Genomic DNA, 14308 nt, shown 5'->3' on the forward strand with positions numbered 1-14308 from the left:
ATGTCAGAGGCACTCCCCTCGGCGTCCTCGTGATCGCGACCCGACTCCGTCGACGGGGCGACGGTACGCGAGCCGAACGCGCCGTCGCCGCCGCGGCGAGCCGCGACCGCGTCCACCCGGGCGTTCGGTCGATTCGAGGGGGCAGGCCACCGTCGGTACACACCCGCTCCGTGTCAAGTTCCTACTCGACCGTTCGGATCCCTTACGCTACCGTCCGGGAACTCGCCCACGGAACGGTGGATGATCAAAAATAGGGCTATTCAGGCAGATATTGCGAGAGCAGGCACCGAGAGTGCCCCCGCTCGCCGGATTTCCGGCACGTGGTTTTTTACGGGGCAATACACCACACATGGACACCGTTTCGAGCCACCGGACGGGACCGATATGGACGAAACGACTTCCGAACTGGTCGATCTGTTGCGACGACGCCGAGGACTGGTCGCCGCGCTCCGGGAAGACGCCCGGGAGAAACGGGACCTCGTCCGAGAGCAGGACCTCCCGCGATCGACGCTGGACCGTGCGGTGCGCGAACTGGAAGCGGCCGATCTGGTCGAGTACGCCGACGGCACGTACGCGCTGACGGCCCTCGGGGAGCACCTCGTCGACGAGTTCGACTCGTTCGTCGAGCGGACCGAACTGGCGGTCGCACTGGAGCCGTTCCTCCGGTGGACGTCCCCCGAGTCGTTCGATCTCGACTTGCGGTCGCTGGCCGATGCCGACCTCTGGACGCCCGAACCCGGCGATCCGTGGGCGATGGTCAACCGTCACGTCCACGCGCTGGAGCACGCCGACCACGTTCGCGGGGTGCTCCCGCTAGTCGGACTACACGCCGTCGAGACGGCTCACGAACGGATCATCGAAGACGGCGCGGACCACCAGTTCGTCGTCGATCCGGGCGTCGCGGAGCGACTCCGGACCGACGAGAACTACCTGCCGCTGTTCCGCGAGTTGCAGGCCCGGGCCGAACCCACGTTCCTGCGGTACGGCGGTGAGATCCCCTACTTCGTGGGCATCTTCGACGACGAGTTCGTCCAGATCGGCGTCGACGACGAGGGTACCCCCCGAGCGCTCGTGGAGACCAACGATGCGGACGCGCTCGCGTGGGCGCGAGACACGATCAAACGGTTCCAGCGGCAGGCCGACTCGCTCCCCGAAGACAGCGGTTCCGAGAGCTGATTCGACGGATTTCTCCCTTTCCTCCCGTCTGACGTTCCCGGACACGGCAACGGCGAAACGTTTATCGCCGCGAGTGGTGTATGGTAACGTCGAACATGACTCCAGCCACGATCCGCGAGCGCCTTCGGGAGCGCGACCGGGAGTTCGACGCCGAGCGGTACTACGGGGCGCTCCGATACGTCCACGACGACGGACGGCCGCGGCGACGCCGCTGAGCGTACGGACCGACCACGAGGGCGGAGATCTTCGAGCGACGCGCGAATTCGCTCGTCGCAGTCCGACGTAGCGGCCGATGCAGCAAAGCGGTCCGGAGTGTAGAGAGGGTTTCATTGAAGCGACGAGGACGCGTATCGACTCGTCATGGAATCGCGGACGGGTAACGTCGCGATCGGAGCCGTTTCGGTCGCGTTCTACGCGCTCGTACTGGGCGCGGTATTGCCGCTGTACCCGAGTCTCTACCCGAAACTGTTTCTCGCGGGAGTGCTGGCGTACGTCGTCCCCGCTGCAGTCGCATGGGCAGCGTCACTGATCGCATCCGATCGAATCACGGATGCGACGCTGGAGACGGACGGGTTCCGGGTCCGATCGAGGGTCGCCAGCGTCTCCGCCGTACTGCTCACACTGCTGTTCGTTCCGGCTGTACTGTACGTCCCAGACGACGCGGCGGGCGCTGCACCGTCTTCCCCGTGGGCGCCGCCGCCTCGCTGGGCCTGATCGCCGTCGTTCTGCGGTTCGACCTCGACCGACGGCTCTGGAGCCGAGTAGCGTGATGCCGCTACGGAGTTGGACAGCTTCAGGACGCCGGCTGCAGCAGCGATATCAAAACGACCGACACGGTCCGTGACTGTACCGCCGCGGTCACGGCCTTTCCGAGGCCGGTCAAGCGCACCGGAGCAGCGAGTCGTCGGTCCACGTTCGGCACGTCCGCGCTCGCCCGAGCGGATACTGACCTGACTGGAACGCCGACTGAAACGGGGGACGGCGGGTGTTCGCGTTACCCTTCCATGCCGCTGAACGAGAGTCCACCTTCGATGTACCGCTGGGCGAACAGGTAGACGAGCATGATCGGCGTCGCGAAGGTCAGCGCGAACGCCGAGAAGCGCGCCCAGGGGATCGAGTACTCGTCGATCAGCGCGAACAGACCGACCGGGAGGGTGTAGTTCTCGGTCGTCAGCAGCGTCTGCGCGACGACGAACTCCGTCCACCCTGTCAGGAAGGTGAAGATCAACACCGTCGCCAGTCCGGCCGTCGAGAGTGGGATGATGACCTCCGTCACGACGCGCCACGGCGGCGCCCCGTCGACGACGGCGGCTTCCTCGTAGGAGACCGGGATCCCGTCCATGTAGGTCTTCAGAAGCCACGTGTTGAACGGGACCGCCGTCGCCGCGTAGTACACTGCAAGCGCGAGTTTGCTGTCGTTGAGGCCGAACTGGACGTAGATTGCGTACAGCCCGATCAGCAAGGCGATTCCGAGTCCCCCGCCGACCTGAGTCATCAGGACGTAGAGAAACAGGATCTTCCGCCGGAAGATGAACGTCCGCCGCGAGAGCGCGTACGACGCCGGCACGATCAGACACATCGCGATGATCACCGTGGGGACGGCGACCGTGATGCTGTTCCAGAAGAAGTGTTTGAACTGCGAGGGCCTGGTGACTCCGTGCGCCGACGCGTCGAGAAGCGTGATCTGGGGCGTGTGAAACACGAGCGCCAGGTCGGTCAACGGGACGTTGATCGAGACCCGGTAGGCGGGAAGGATCAAATCCCCGAGCACCCAGATGAACGGCTGGAGCGTCGGCTCCTCGGGCAACAGCGAGAGCCCGCTGGAGGAGTACAGCGACGCACCGGTGCCCGACAGCGCGGCCTGGAAGATCCAGTAGACCGGGAACAGCAACAACAGCACCATCACGAGTGCGCCGGCCGTCGCGCCGACGGTCTTCAGTGGTTCGGACGGCGGAATCTCGCCCCTCCGGACGCCGCCGACCGTGTACCTGACGTCTCGGACTACCTCCACCGGGGTACGGAGGGCGTTCTTCGTGTCTTCGACGAGCTTGCGGCCGACCGCGGACAGGAGGCTCATTCGTCGGACACCCCGTCAGCGAGTTTCCCGCGTTTCACGTTGATCCACATGAACACGCCGATGAACGCGACCGCGATGAGGCTGACCGCGGCCCCGCGGCCGTACTTCGAGAACGACAGCGCTTCCCTGTACCCGTAGACGACGACGAGTTCGTTCGCCCTCGCCGGTCCCCCCTGGTTGAAGACGAAGGGGATCAGGAACTGCTGGAACGACCCGGCCGCCGTCAGGATCGACGCGAACAGCACCGGTCGCTTGATCGACGGCAGGGTAACGTGGACGAACCGGGCGACGAAGCCGGCCCCGTCGACCGTCGCTGCCTCGTGGAGTTCCTCCGGTACGTCCTGCAGGGCGCTGACCGTGATAATCACCATAAACGGGTACGCCAACCACATCTCGGTGACGTTGTACGCGAAAAAGGCGGGCCAGCGAGTCGAGAGCCACGCGACCGGCTCGGCACCGAACACCCCGAGAAGCTGGTTAATCAGCCCGAAGTCCGCGGAACTGAACATCGACCGCCAGACGGTGATCGTGAAGATCGCCGGCAGCCCCATCGGCAGGATGATGAACGAGCGCATCAGTCGCCGACCGCGCACCCGGTCGCTGGTGACGACCATGGCGACGCTGATACTCAGACCGAGCTTCAGGACGACGCTCGTGGCGACGTACAGCCACGTCACACCGAAGGAGTTCCAGAACTCGGGGTCGGAGAGCACGTCGGCGTAGTTCTGGAGGCCGACGAACGTCGCCTCGCCGAAGGTCAACACGGCGAATGTCCCTTCCCCGGCGAAGAGATTCGCCGGCGCCGCGTCGGTGAACGAGAGCCCGACGAGATACAGGACGGGGAATAACATGAACGCTGCGAACACGAACAGCCCTGGGAGCACGAACAGGAGCGAATAGTCTTCCTTGTCGAGGACCGGGGTCTGCTCGATCCGGCGCGAGAGGCGTGATACCGTGCTCATACCCCAACTACTCCCAGTTACTTCGGGCCTCTTCAGCGGCCCCCCTGAGCGCCTGTGCCGGGCTCTGACTGCCGTTGAAGATCTGGACGACCGGCTCCTCCATCGCGGCGAAGACGTCGCTCATCCGCGGGTCAGTCGGCATCGGGATCCCCTGGTCGACGGCCTTCGAGTAGGACTTGACCGGACCGGGCAGGTCGTCGCTCCCGGCGAGACGCGAGAGGACCGGAATGTGGCCCTGCTCTTCGGCTCTGGTGAGGAGGTGGTCCTCGTTGGTCACGAACCACTCGACGAACTCCCGGCCCGCCCGGGCGGCGGCGTCCCCCGCTGCCGTTGCCTTCGAGAAGTACCACATCTTGATCCCGGTCAGCGGCGTGAACTCGTTGCCGTCTATCGACGGGAACGTCGTCACCCCGTAGTCGACGTCGCTGTCGTTGAGCGCCGCGAGATACCAGGGGCCGTTGACCGCGAAGGCCGCGTTCCCCTCCACGAACGTCGCCTGCTGGGGCTCGAAACCCGGGTCACTCGGCATGTACGGCACGAGTTCGTCCACCAGGAACTCGAATCCGCGGATCGTCTCCTCGGAGTCGAGACCGACGACCGGATCGCTCTCGGAGTCGAAGTAGCGGCCGCCAAACGCCTGTACGATTCCGCTGACGAAGTAGGGGTCGAACGGCATCGCCAACCCGTACTGCCCGTTGCTCGAGTCGTGGTAGTCCGCCATCGCCGACGCCATCTCGTCGAAGGTCTCCGGCGCCTCGTCGACGATGTCCGCGTTGTAGATCAGCGTCACCGTCTCCGCCGAGAAGGGGAGTCCCACGACGGCGTCGTCGGTCTGGACGGCGCTCGCCGCTGCGTCGGTGAACTGGTCGAGCCCGACCGACAGCTCGTCGCTCTGGTCCACGACGAACCCACGCTCGTAGTAGTCGCCGACCCAGTCGTGGGCCCACTGGAACGTCTGCGGCCCCTGCCCCGCGGGGATGGCGCTCGTCGTTCGGTCCTGCATCTCCGCGATGTTCCCGCCCTCGACCGTGTGATGGGACTGCTCGTTGAACGCCGCGATTGCCTCCTCGCGAAGGGCGAGTTCGGTATCGGAGAGCCCGTACCACGCCGTCGCCGTCCCGGCGCCCTCCCGCGTCTCCGTGTCCGTACCGCCGCTGGATTGGCCGCCGTTGCTCTGGCCGCCGTCCTCGCCGCCACCCCCATCGGTACCCTGTTGTTCGACGCCGATACAGCCACTGACCGCCGCGATCGTTCCCGAACCGGCGATTCGCTTCAGCATCTTCCTGCGGTCGAGTGCCATGGATGTACGAATGAGGTAATAATCCTTCATGACTTAATTCTTCGCATTCAACAGGAACGATCACGTAGGAAGTACGATTCGAAAACAGGGTATAACCCCCTAAATACCGCATATTCATCGCCATCCGATTCCAGAGACGAACGATCAACTCGGTACGTCGGATCGCTCCCACCTAGAACAAAGGACTGCGAAATCTTACTTCACTGTTCCCAAAGAATTATTATCACGTTTCCCGTCAGTCGAGGTACATGGCAACGCTTCGCGTAGAGTCTCTCCGAAAGGAATTCGACAACGGCCGAATCGTCGCCGTCGACGATCTCTCGCTGGACGTGACAGACGGGGAGTTCGTCACGGTCGTCGGACCGTCGGGGTGTGGGAAGTCGACGACGCTGCGGATGCTCGCCGGGCTCGAACAACCCACTGCGGGGAGCATCTACGTCGATGGGGAGGATGTCACGGACGTCCACGCCCGCGACCGCGATATCGCGATGGTGTTCCAGAACTATGCGCTGTACCCGCACAAGACAGTCCGCCAGAACATGGCGTTTGGACTCCGGATGAGCACGGATCTCTCGGCGGACGAACGCGAGGAGAAGGTCCGGGAGACGGCGTCGATGATGGGCATCGAGGAGCTGCTAGACGACAAGCCCGGCGAGCTATCGGGCGGACAGAAACAGCGCGTCGCGCTCGGACGTGCGATCGTCCGCGACCCGGACGTGTTCCTGTTCGACGAGCCGCTTTCGAACCTCGACGCGAAGCTCCGGACGACGATGCGGACGGAGATCCAGCGGCTTCAGGAAGAACTCGGGACGACCTCGATCTACGTCACCCACGACCAGGAGGAGGCGATGACGATGGGCGACCGGATCGCCATCCTCGACGGGGGCGTCCTCCAGCAGACCGGACGGCCGAAACACGTCTATCGGAACCCCGCGAACGAGTTCGTGGGCACGTTCGTCGGTTCCCCGGCGATGAACGTGCTCGACGTCGACGTCACCGTCGACGGCGAGCGGGCCCACCTGACGCACGACGACCGGTTTACGTACACGCTCGGCGGTGACACCGCACGACAGGTTGCCGGCGCAGACCTCTCGGCGGCACGACTCGGCATCCGTCCCGAGAACGTCACCGTCGACCGAGACCCTGACGACGACGATATCCAGGCGGTCGTCGAGGTCGTCGAACCGGTCGGCAGCGACAACTACCTCTATCTCGACCTGGGAGAGTCGTTCATCGCCCGGGTCGCCGCCGACGTGGAGCCGACCTGGGGCGACACCGTGGGCGTCCAGTTCGAAGAGTCGGACATCCACCTCTTCGATACGGACGGCGCATCGGTCCTCTCGGAGGGGTATCAGGACGACCACCGGGCGCCGTCGGCTTCCCCACCCGGCCGAGCGCGCTCGTCCCCCGAGTGACCCGACACGCGGACGAAGGCGACGGACGGTCCCTCGCTCGTCGCATTGTACGGCGCTCGCCTCTCTCTGAGGCCGCGATATTGGAATGAGTTGAATTATTACCACTAAGATACGTACCGGCGACTGCGCCCCGTCTGCGGGACGCCATCGCCGGTTCGGCGGTCCGCGGTCTCGCTCGAGACAGGGAGTTAATTAAGTGAGTAGCAGGTGATCGGCGTATGGACGACGCGACGCTCTCGGAGCGGTTGATGCGACTCGGGCTCTCGGAAAAGGAGGTAGACACGTATCTCACGGTGCTCGAACAGGGAGAGGTGACCGCGAGCGAGATCTCCGACGCGACCGGCGTCTCGAAGCGCTACGTCTACAGCATCAGCGAAGCCCTCGAAGAGCGCGGGTTCGTCGACGTCGACGACCACGTCGTGCCGACGAAGATCCGCGCCCGCGACCCCGACGAAGTGATCGAACTCCTCACCGAGGAACTGTCGGAGATGGAGCCGGCGCTGTCCGAGCGACACTCGAACACGGAGCGTACTCTCCAGCAGTTCGACGTCGTCAAGTCACGGCGGACGATGATCAAGCGGATCCGCTCGTTGATCGCCGACGCCGAAAACGAGATCACGCTCTCGATTTCCCACGAACAGCTGCCGGAGATCGAGGACGAACTGCGGGCCGCGGTCGACCGCGGCGTCCTCGCGATGGTACTGGTCAGCGACGTGCCGGCAGACGCGCTCGAGGCCGAAGCGTTCGCGGGCATCGCGACCCTCGTTCGGACCTGGGACCAGATCACGCCGCTCACGCTGACCGTCGACCAGCAGTACGCCGTCGTGGCACCGGTCGACATGATGACCCGTTCGAACTCCGACCTCCGCGCCATCTCCCTCGCACAGCGCCAGATCGTCCCGGTCCTGACCGGTTCGTTCTTCGGCAACTACTGGCCGATGGCCGCAGAGGCGTACGTCGACGATCCGCGACCGCTACCGGCCGAACACGGCTGTTTCCGGCATGCGGTCCTCGACGCGACCCTGCACCTCCGGGACGACCGTCCGGTGGGGGTCGAGGCCGCCGTCACCTCGTGTCGCGACACCGAGAACCGTACGTCTATCGAGGGGACGGTGATCGGTACCCATCAGGGACTCGTCGAACCGGCGACGAACGACTTCCCGGTCGAGAACTCCCTCGTCGTGAAGACGAACAACAGACGCGTCACCGTCGGCGGACCCGGTGCGATGCTGGAGGACTTCGAAGCGAAAGACGCCGTCACACTCACCGAAGCGTAACTCGCGTCTCCGGTAGCCGGCGATTCCCCTCGTCGTGCGGGACGGACTGGACGCCACGACCCGTTTCCTGCCGTTCGACGCTGACCCGACAGCCGGCGGTATCTACGGTCGTCAGCCGCTGGATAAGAGTGATGAAATAATACAAAAATCTTTTAGCCGAGCGCCGCGCGTCGGCAGACGATGCAGACGGACGAATCCGCGCGAACCAGCACGGGCGGCGGGGAGTGGCGCAGATGACGGTCAGTCGAGCGGCGGTCACACATCGATCGAAGAGCAACTTCGCGTACGCTGTCGACGAGGAGACAATCCAGATCCGGCTGCGAAGCGAACGCGGCAACCTCGACGGGTGTGAGCTTCTCGTCGCGGATAAGTTCGACTGGCCGACGCGCGATCGCGTCGAGATGCGCGTCGTCCGGCGCGACGCTCAGTTCGACTACTGGCAGGCCGAAGTCCAGCCGGAAACCCGACGGTTGTGCTACGCGTTCCGTCTCACCGCCGGCGACGAGACGCTCTGGCTCACCGAGTGGGGCTTCGAGTCGGCCGACGAGAAGGACTTGCCGACCGCCGGGACCGACCGATCGCTACACTACTTCGAGTACCCGTTCCTCCACGCCAGCGACGTGATCGACCCGCCCGACTGGGTGTCCGACGCCGTCTTCTACCAGATCTTCCCCGAGCGGTTCGCCAACGGCGACCCCACCAACGACCCCGAGGACGTCGAGGAGTGGGGCGGCCGCCCGGATCGCGACTCCTTTTTCGGCGGTGATCTCCAGGGGGTCATCGACCGCCTCGACTACCTGTCGGATCTGGGCATCACGGCGCTGTACCTGACGCCGGTGTTCGCCGCGGAGTCGAATCACAAGTACAACACGACCGACTACGAGCAGGTCGACCCACAGTTCGGCGACGCGGAGACGCTGTCTCGACTGGTCGACGCGGCACACGACCGCGGGATCCGCGTGGTGCTGGACGCGGTGTTCAACCACTGCGGCCGGCAGTTCGAACCGTTCCAGGACGTCCTCGAACACGGCCGTGACTCCGAGTACGTCGACTGGTTCCACGTCGACGAATTCCCGATCGAGTCCGAGCCGCGGCCCTCCTACGACACGTTCGCCTTCGAGAGCTACATGCCGAAGCTGAACACGGAGAACCCCGAAGTCAAATCCTACCTGATCGACGTGGCGACCCACTGGATCGAGGAGACGGGGATCGACGGGTGGCGACTGGACGTCGCCGACGAGGTCGACCACCAGTTCTGGCGCGAGTTCCGTGCCGCAGTCAAAGCGGTCGATCCCGACGCGTACGTCCTCGGGGAGGTCTGGCACGACTCCCGGCCCTGGCTCCGGGGCGACCAGTTCGACGCCGTGATGAACTACCCGTTCATGTACGCGGTCGACGGGTTCCTCGGCGACGAGTCGCTCGACGCCCAGGCGTTCGCAAACAAGGTAGACCGGTTCCTCGCCCGGTACCCCGATCAGGTCAACGACGTCCTGTTCGACCTGCTCGGGAGTCACGACACCGCACGCATCCGCCACCGCTACGACGGCGACGAGCGGACGGTTCGGCTCGCGCTGTTGTTCCTGCTGACCTTCCGTGGCACCCCGTGTCTCTACTACGGGGACGAGGTGGGGATGACTGGCGGCGACGATCCCGACTGTCGCCGACCGATGGTCTGGGACGAGGAGCGACAGGACCGGGACCTCCACCAGTACGTGACCGACCTCGTCGCCCTCCGGGCGGACAACCGGCCGCTTCGCCGCGGCTCGCTCACGTTCTCCCGCGACCGATGTGGCGACGACGTCGTCGTCTACCGTCGCGCCGCCGACACGCCCGAGGAGACGCTCACCGTGGCCGTCAACCGCGGCGACGCCCCGACCACCGTTCAGATGAGCGGTGACGCCGACGACCGAACGGTGCTGTTCACGACCCACGCCGACGTGACCGTTCGGGACGGTTCGTCGGTCGAACTGGCCGGACAGTCGGGTGCCGTCTGGCGATAGCCGGATTCCCTGGCAGCAGCTTCTCACCGCGGGATCCGAGGGACGGACGCCCGGACGGTATCGGTCGAAAGAAGATCGAGTCGAGCGGCCGGCGCAGACTGTCTGGCGCCGACTGCCGTTCGGTTCCCGCTAGCTCTGCCAGTCGTAGAGCGGCGTGTCGTCGGTCTCGGCCGAATCAGTGGGTGACGTGTAGCTCCGGTTGCTCCCGCTCTCCCACGTCACGTTGTCGTCTTCGTCGATCTTGACGAACTTGAACTCGAAAGCGGTGTCCTTCGGGACGCTCACCGGGAGGAACCACTCCGGGTAGTCCGGGTTCATGAACGACTCGCTCCCCTCCAGCGCGTCCCAGTTCCCCAGTTCCGGCAGATCGCCGACGACGTGGACGGTCTCGCCGGGAGCGGTCTCCGCCTCGACGTGGAAGATGACCTGCACCGGTTCGTCGGAGAGGACGTCGTACGTCGCGGCGTTACTCGTCTGCCCGTTCTTCTCGACCGTGACGTCGACGAGTCCGGTCGGGCCGTCGGGGACCGTCGCCGTTACCTGCGTGGCGCTGTTCGAGACGACGTCTGCGGGCGTGCCGTCGAACGTGACCGTCACGTCCCCGTCAAGCCCTGCGCCGTAGACGTACACGGTGTCGCCGGGCTGCCCCATCGTGCTGACTATCGTCCCGACCTTGGGAGCACTCCCGAGGTCGGGGCGCGACTCCCACACGCTGACCTCGCCGCCGCCGAGGGAGAACGAGTCGAGTTCACCGCCGTCGACGGAGATCCCCTGGCCGTAGAGGTCGCCAGAGAGGTAGTCGTCGTAGGTCCCGTCCGGGAGGGTCGTCTCGACGGAGGGGACACTCTCGGACTGGTCGGGCTGGCGGTGGATCGCCGTCACGACGACGTGGTCGTAGAACTGCCGCTCGGAGACGATCACGTCGTCGGTCGAGTGGAGGACGTTCGTCGTCCCGTAGGGCAGCGCGAGGTTGTCCTCCCGCAGCTGCGCGAGGTCGCTGATCAGCTGATAGGCGGTCGTCGACGTGTCGAAGGCGGCGTCGGTCTGCATGAACAGCCGGCCCGCGTTCCCGCCGTCCGTCCCCGGATTCACGTACTGTTCGGTCCCGTAGTAGATCTTCGGCGTCCCCCGACAGGTCATTAGCGCGGCGATAGCCGCGTGGTACGGTTTATCGTCCGGCTGGATGTACCGGAACCGGGTCATGTCGTGGTTGTCGACGGCGGTGATCGTCTGGTGTTCGTGCGTGTAATCGTCGTGCGTCTTGAGCAGCATCTCACCGAAGTCGCTCATCGTCTCCGAGAAGCGACCGAAGACGTTGGTCGCCGCCCGGTTGAACTCGAAGTCGAGGTTGTTGATGCCGGTCCGGTCCGGGAACGTCCGGTACTCCTCGTATTTCGGGTCCGGTCGAGAGATGAAGAACTCGCCGAAGTGCGTGATCGGGCCGCCCTGTGCGCTGTCGACGGCGGTCTTGAGATTCTTCGCGAAGGCGGGGTTCATGTGAAGGGTCGCGTCGTGACGGATGCCGTCGATCCCCTGCGCCTTCCAGAACGTCGTCGCGCGTTCCAGGTGGTCGACGACAGCCCCGTTCTCGTGGGCCAAGTCGGCGAGCCACCCCAGATCCTTGTGGCGATAGCCGAACTTCGACGTGTCACCGCCTCGGTCGCCGATCCCGTGGAACCAGCCGTCCACGTCGTTGTGTGGGTCCGCAAGCAGGTTCTCCCCGACGGCGTCCCCGTTCTCGTCGAAGACGTAGTTGCCGTCCGAGTCCGTGTCCGGCTCGTACAGTTGCCCTTCCTCCGGTTCGTTGTTCTTCGTCGGGTTCTTCCAGCGGCTCGTGTGGTTCGACACGAAGTCGATGACGAGCTTGATCCCGCTGTCGTGAAGGGCGTCCCGCATCGCGTAGAACTCCTGCATGCCGCCGAAAAATCGGTGGGTCCTGAAGTAGTTCCGCGCGTGGTATCCGTGGTAGCTGGTCCAGACGTCCACCGTGCCGTCGTCCTGGTAGTCTTCGATCTTGCTCTCGCGGTTGTCGTACGGCGCCGAGATCCAGACGGCCGACACGCCCATGTTCTCGAGGTACGGGATCTTGTCGACGATCCCCTGCCAGTCACCGCCCTGATACAGTTTGAGATCCGAGCCGCTGCCGTCGTACAGCGACGAGTCGAAATCCGAGAAGTCGTTGTTGTCCGGGTCGCCGTCGTAAAACCGGTCGGTCAAAATCTGATAGACCGTGTCCCGCGGCGTGACCGGGCCGAGACGGCCGTCTTCGGTTGCCAGCGTGTGGTGACCGACATCCGCCGCCGCGGGCTGACTCACGCCCGCGGCCGCTGCAGTGGCCCCAATCGCCTTCAGCACGCTGCGTCGCGTCGTCGCACCTCTGCCACCATCTGTGATGTTATCTTTCATCACACATTTAGTATCATGATGGACTTGGAAAAGTGTTTGGCAATTATACAATAGATATTTGATCTATAGTCTGGGCGTGGGCTCGAGGCCGCCGACGTTGTGGTTGCTAGCCCCGCTCGTCGGATCGCTTGGTCAGGGACGAACTGCCCCCACCATCCCGTTCCCGAGCGCGTCGTGGTTTCCGAGAGGCAGTTGCAGGGCTGGGTCGAACGAAACCGGATCCGACCGGGTGCCGTTCACGGCATCGCTGGCCGGGGTGTTCGGCCGAGGGGACACGGCAAGCGCGACGTTCGACGGCGGGGGCCGAGATAGCCGTTCGATTAGTTGTGATATGCCTGCCTATACCGTACGAACCCCCGTCACGTCAGGCGGTTCGTCCGTTCGGAGTAAGTGGCTATTGTGCCAGCGGAGACCGATGAAAGCGGTGAATAGTTACTACAGCTGACGACTCACGGCAATCTATGAATCTGGCCGTCATCGGATTCGGCAACGCGGGGGGCAAGGTCGTGGACAAACTGCTCGCCTACGAGGCGAACACGGGGCGGTCGCTGTGGCGGTTCGCGCTCGCGGTCAACTCCGCCGAGATCGACCTCGCCAAACTCGACCACGTCCCCCGGAACAACCGGATCCTCATCGGGCAGACCGACCAGCGCGTGAAGGGCCGCGGCGCCGGTGCCGACCCCGAAGTCGGCGCGTCTATCGCCCGCCGAGACCACCAGGAGATCGAACGCGCGATGGACGGCGTCCCCATCCACGACATCGACGGGTTCCTCGTCGTCGCCGGCCTCGGCGGCGGCACCGGAAGCGGCGGGGCACCGGTCATCGCGGAGACGCTCCACGACCGCTACGCGGAGCCGGTCTACGGCCTCGGCATCCTCCCGAGCGCCGACGAGGGCGGCCGCGCCGCGTTCAACGCCGCCCGGTCGCTCACTTCCTTCACCGAGGCCACGGAGAACCTCATCTGCTTCGACAACGACACCTGGCGCCAGCACGGCGACTCCGTCGAGATGGGCTACGAGCGCACCAACGAGGAGATCGCTCGCCGCGTCGTCACCCTGCTGGCCGCCGGCGAGCTCGACGGCTCGCAGATCTCCGAGGCCGCGATGGACTCCTCGGACGTGAAACGCACGCTCGCCACCGGCGGCGTCAGCTCCATCGCCTTCGCCTCCTCCGAGGTCGAGTCGCACACCCGCGAGCAGAAGGGGCTCATCAACCGCTTTACCAACGGTCACGAGGAGTCAGGCCCCGACGAGGGGGACCTGACCATGAAGGTCCACGGCCTCGTCCGCAAGGCCGTCACCTCCCGACTGACCGTCCCCGCCGAGATCGACTCCGCCGAGCGCTCGCTCGTCGTCGTCTCCGGTCCGCCCTCGGAGTTCTCCCAGAAGGGCCTGCGCCGCGCCCGCGAGTGGCTCGAACGCGAGACCGACAGCGTCGAAGTGCTGGCCGGCGACGACCCCCGAGCGGGCGCCGACCGGCTCTCGGTCGCCGTCCTCCTCTCGAACGTCACCGACGTCAACCGCATCGACGCCCTGCAGGACCAGGCCGTCGACGCCAAGTCCAACATCCAGCAGCAGGCCGACACCCGCGAGGACGAGATCAACGACCTCATCACCGACGACCACGGCGAACTCGACCCGATCTGATAGATCTGGTGTTGGGGTTCGCGCTGTCGGTATTTCTGGAGAGTCTGCA

Annotated in this window: 10 protein-coding genes; 6 read left to right on the forward strand and 4 right to left on the reverse strand. The window is 65.1% G+C overall.

Annotated elements, in window-relative coordinates; genetic code table 11:
• Nucleotides 1-384: 384 nt before the first annotated feature.
• Entirely contained in the window at nucleotides 385-1176 is a 792-nt protein-coding gene (locus AB2U09_RS05790; protein WP_459191749.1) for a helix-turn-helix transcriptional regulator, read from the forward strand.
• A gap of 360 nt (nucleotides 1177-1536) precedes the next feature.
• The gene (locus AB2U09_RS05795) at nucleotides 1537-1890 is read left to right on the forward strand and encodes a hypothetical protein (protein ID WP_459191750.1); all 354 of its coding nucleotides are present in this window, start codon (nucleotides 1537-1539) and stop codon (nucleotides 1888-1890) included.
• Between the two features lie 280 nt (nucleotides 1891-2170).
• Here the strand turns inward: AB2U09_RS05795 and AB2U09_RS05800 are convergent, their stop codons facing one another.
• The 3 genes from AB2U09_RS05800 to AB2U09_RS05810 are packed head-to-tail and all read right to left on the reverse strand — an operon-like array spanning nucleotide 2171 to nucleotide 5515.
• Nucleotides 2171-3253, reverse strand: coding sequence for a sugar ABC transporter permease (locus tag AB2U09_RS05800; RefSeq protein ID WP_459191751.1), 1083 nt, complete (start codon nucleotides 3251-3253; stop codon nucleotides 2171-2173).
• Nucleotides 3250-4215 (reverse strand): carbohydrate ABC transporter permease, encoded by a 966-nt coding sequence (locus AB2U09_RS05805; RefSeq protein ID WP_459191752.1) that lies wholly within the window; start codon nucleotides 4213-4215, stop codon nucleotides 3250-3252. The genes AB2U09_RS05800 and AB2U09_RS05805 overlap by 4 nt, the downstream gene beginning before the upstream one ends.
• A 7-nt stretch (nucleotides 4216-4222) precedes the next feature.
• Complete coding sequence (locus AB2U09_RS05810) at nucleotides 4223-5515, reverse strand: extracellular solute-binding protein (RefSeq protein WP_459191753.1); 1293 nt, start codon at nucleotides 5513-5515, stop codon at nucleotides 4223-4225.
• Between the two features lie 248 nt (nucleotides 5516-5763).
• On the opposite strand from AB2U09_RS05810, the gene AB2U09_RS05815 reads away from it, so the two are divergent.
• The 3 genes from AB2U09_RS05815 (at nucleotide 5764) to AB2U09_RS05825 (ending at nucleotide 10207) form a co-directional block, all read left to right on the forward strand.
• Nucleotides 5764-6930, forward strand: a complete 1167-nt coding sequence (locus AB2U09_RS05815; RefSeq protein WP_459191754.1) for an ABC transporter ATP-binding protein — start codon at nucleotides 5764-5766, stop codon at nucleotides 6928-6930.
• Between the two features lie 218 nt (nucleotides 6931-7148).
• Nucleotides 7149-8207 carry a TrmB family transcriptional regulator gene (locus tag AB2U09_RS05820; protein WP_459191755.1) on the forward strand — a complete coding sequence of 353 codons (1059 nt, stop codon included), beginning with the start codon at nucleotides 7149-7151 and terminating at the stop codon, nucleotides 8205-8207.
• Between the two features lie 233 nt (nucleotides 8208-8440).
• The gene (locus AB2U09_RS05825) at nucleotides 8441-10207 is read left to right on the forward strand and encodes a glycoside hydrolase family 13 protein (RefSeq protein WP_459191756.1); all 1767 of its coding nucleotides are present in this window, start codon (nucleotides 8441-8443) and stop codon (nucleotides 10205-10207) included.
• Nucleotides 10208-10336: 129 nt separating this feature from the next.
• Here the strand turns inward: AB2U09_RS05825 and AB2U09_RS05830 are convergent, their stop codons facing one another.
• Entirely contained in the window at nucleotides 10337-12613 is a 2277-nt protein-coding gene (locus AB2U09_RS05830; RefSeq protein WP_459191757.1) for an alpha-amylase family glycosyl hydrolase, read from the reverse strand.
• A gap of 461 nt (nucleotides 12614-13074) precedes the next feature.
• On the opposite strand from AB2U09_RS05830, the gene AB2U09_RS05835 reads away from it, so the two are divergent.
• Nucleotides 13075-14259 (forward strand): tubulin/FtsZ family protein, encoded by a 1185-nt coding sequence (locus AB2U09_RS05835; RefSeq protein ID WP_459191758.1) that lies wholly within the window; start codon nucleotides 13075-13077, stop codon nucleotides 14257-14259.
• The last annotated feature ends 49 nt before the right edge of the window (nucleotides 14260-14308 follow it).

The sequence above is a fragment of the Halosimplex yunnanense genome, from assembly GCF_054504345.1.

Excerpts from the sequence above, each read along its gene's own strand:
- AB2U09_RS05830 (WP_459191757.1), bottom strand. The coding sequence starts at position 12,613 with ATGAAAGATAACATCACAGATGGTGGCAGAGGTGCGACGACGCGACGC.
- AB2U09_RS05825 (WP_459191756.1), top strand. The coding sequence starts at position 8,441 with ATGACGGTCAGTCGAGCGGCGGTCACACATCGATCGAAGAGCAACTTC.
- AB2U09_RS05805 (WP_459191752.1), bottom strand. The coding sequence starts at position 4,215 with ATGAGCACGGTATCACGCCTCTCGCGCCGGATCGAGCAGACCCCGGTC.
- AB2U09_RS05815 (WP_459191754.1), top strand. The coding sequence starts at position 5,764 with ATGGCAACGCTTCGCGTAGAGTCTCTCCGAAAGGAATTCGACAACGGC.
- AB2U09_RS05835 (WP_459191758.1), top strand. The coding sequence starts at position 13,075 with ATGAATCTGGCCGTCATCGGATTCGGCAACGCGGGGGGCAAGGTCGTG.
- AB2U09_RS05795 (WP_459191750.1), top strand. The coding sequence starts at position 1,537 with ATGGAATCGCGGACGGGTAACGTCGCGATCGGAGCCGTTTCGGTCGCG.
- AB2U09_RS05790 (WP_459191749.1), top strand. The coding sequence starts at position 385 with ATGGACGAAACGACTTCCGAACTGGTCGATCTGTTGCGACGACGCCGA.
- AB2U09_RS05810 (WP_459191753.1), bottom strand. The coding sequence starts at position 5,515 with ATGGCACTCGACCGCAGGAAGATGCTGAAGCGAATCGCCGGTTCGGGA.
- AB2U09_RS05800 (WP_459191751.1), bottom strand. The coding sequence starts at position 3,253 with ATGAGCCTCCTGTCCGCGGTCGGCCGCAAGCTCGTCGAAGACACGAAG.
- AB2U09_RS05820 (WP_459191755.1), top strand. The coding sequence starts at position 7,149 with ATGGACGACGCGACGCTCTCGGAGCGGTTGATGCGACTCGGGCTCTCG.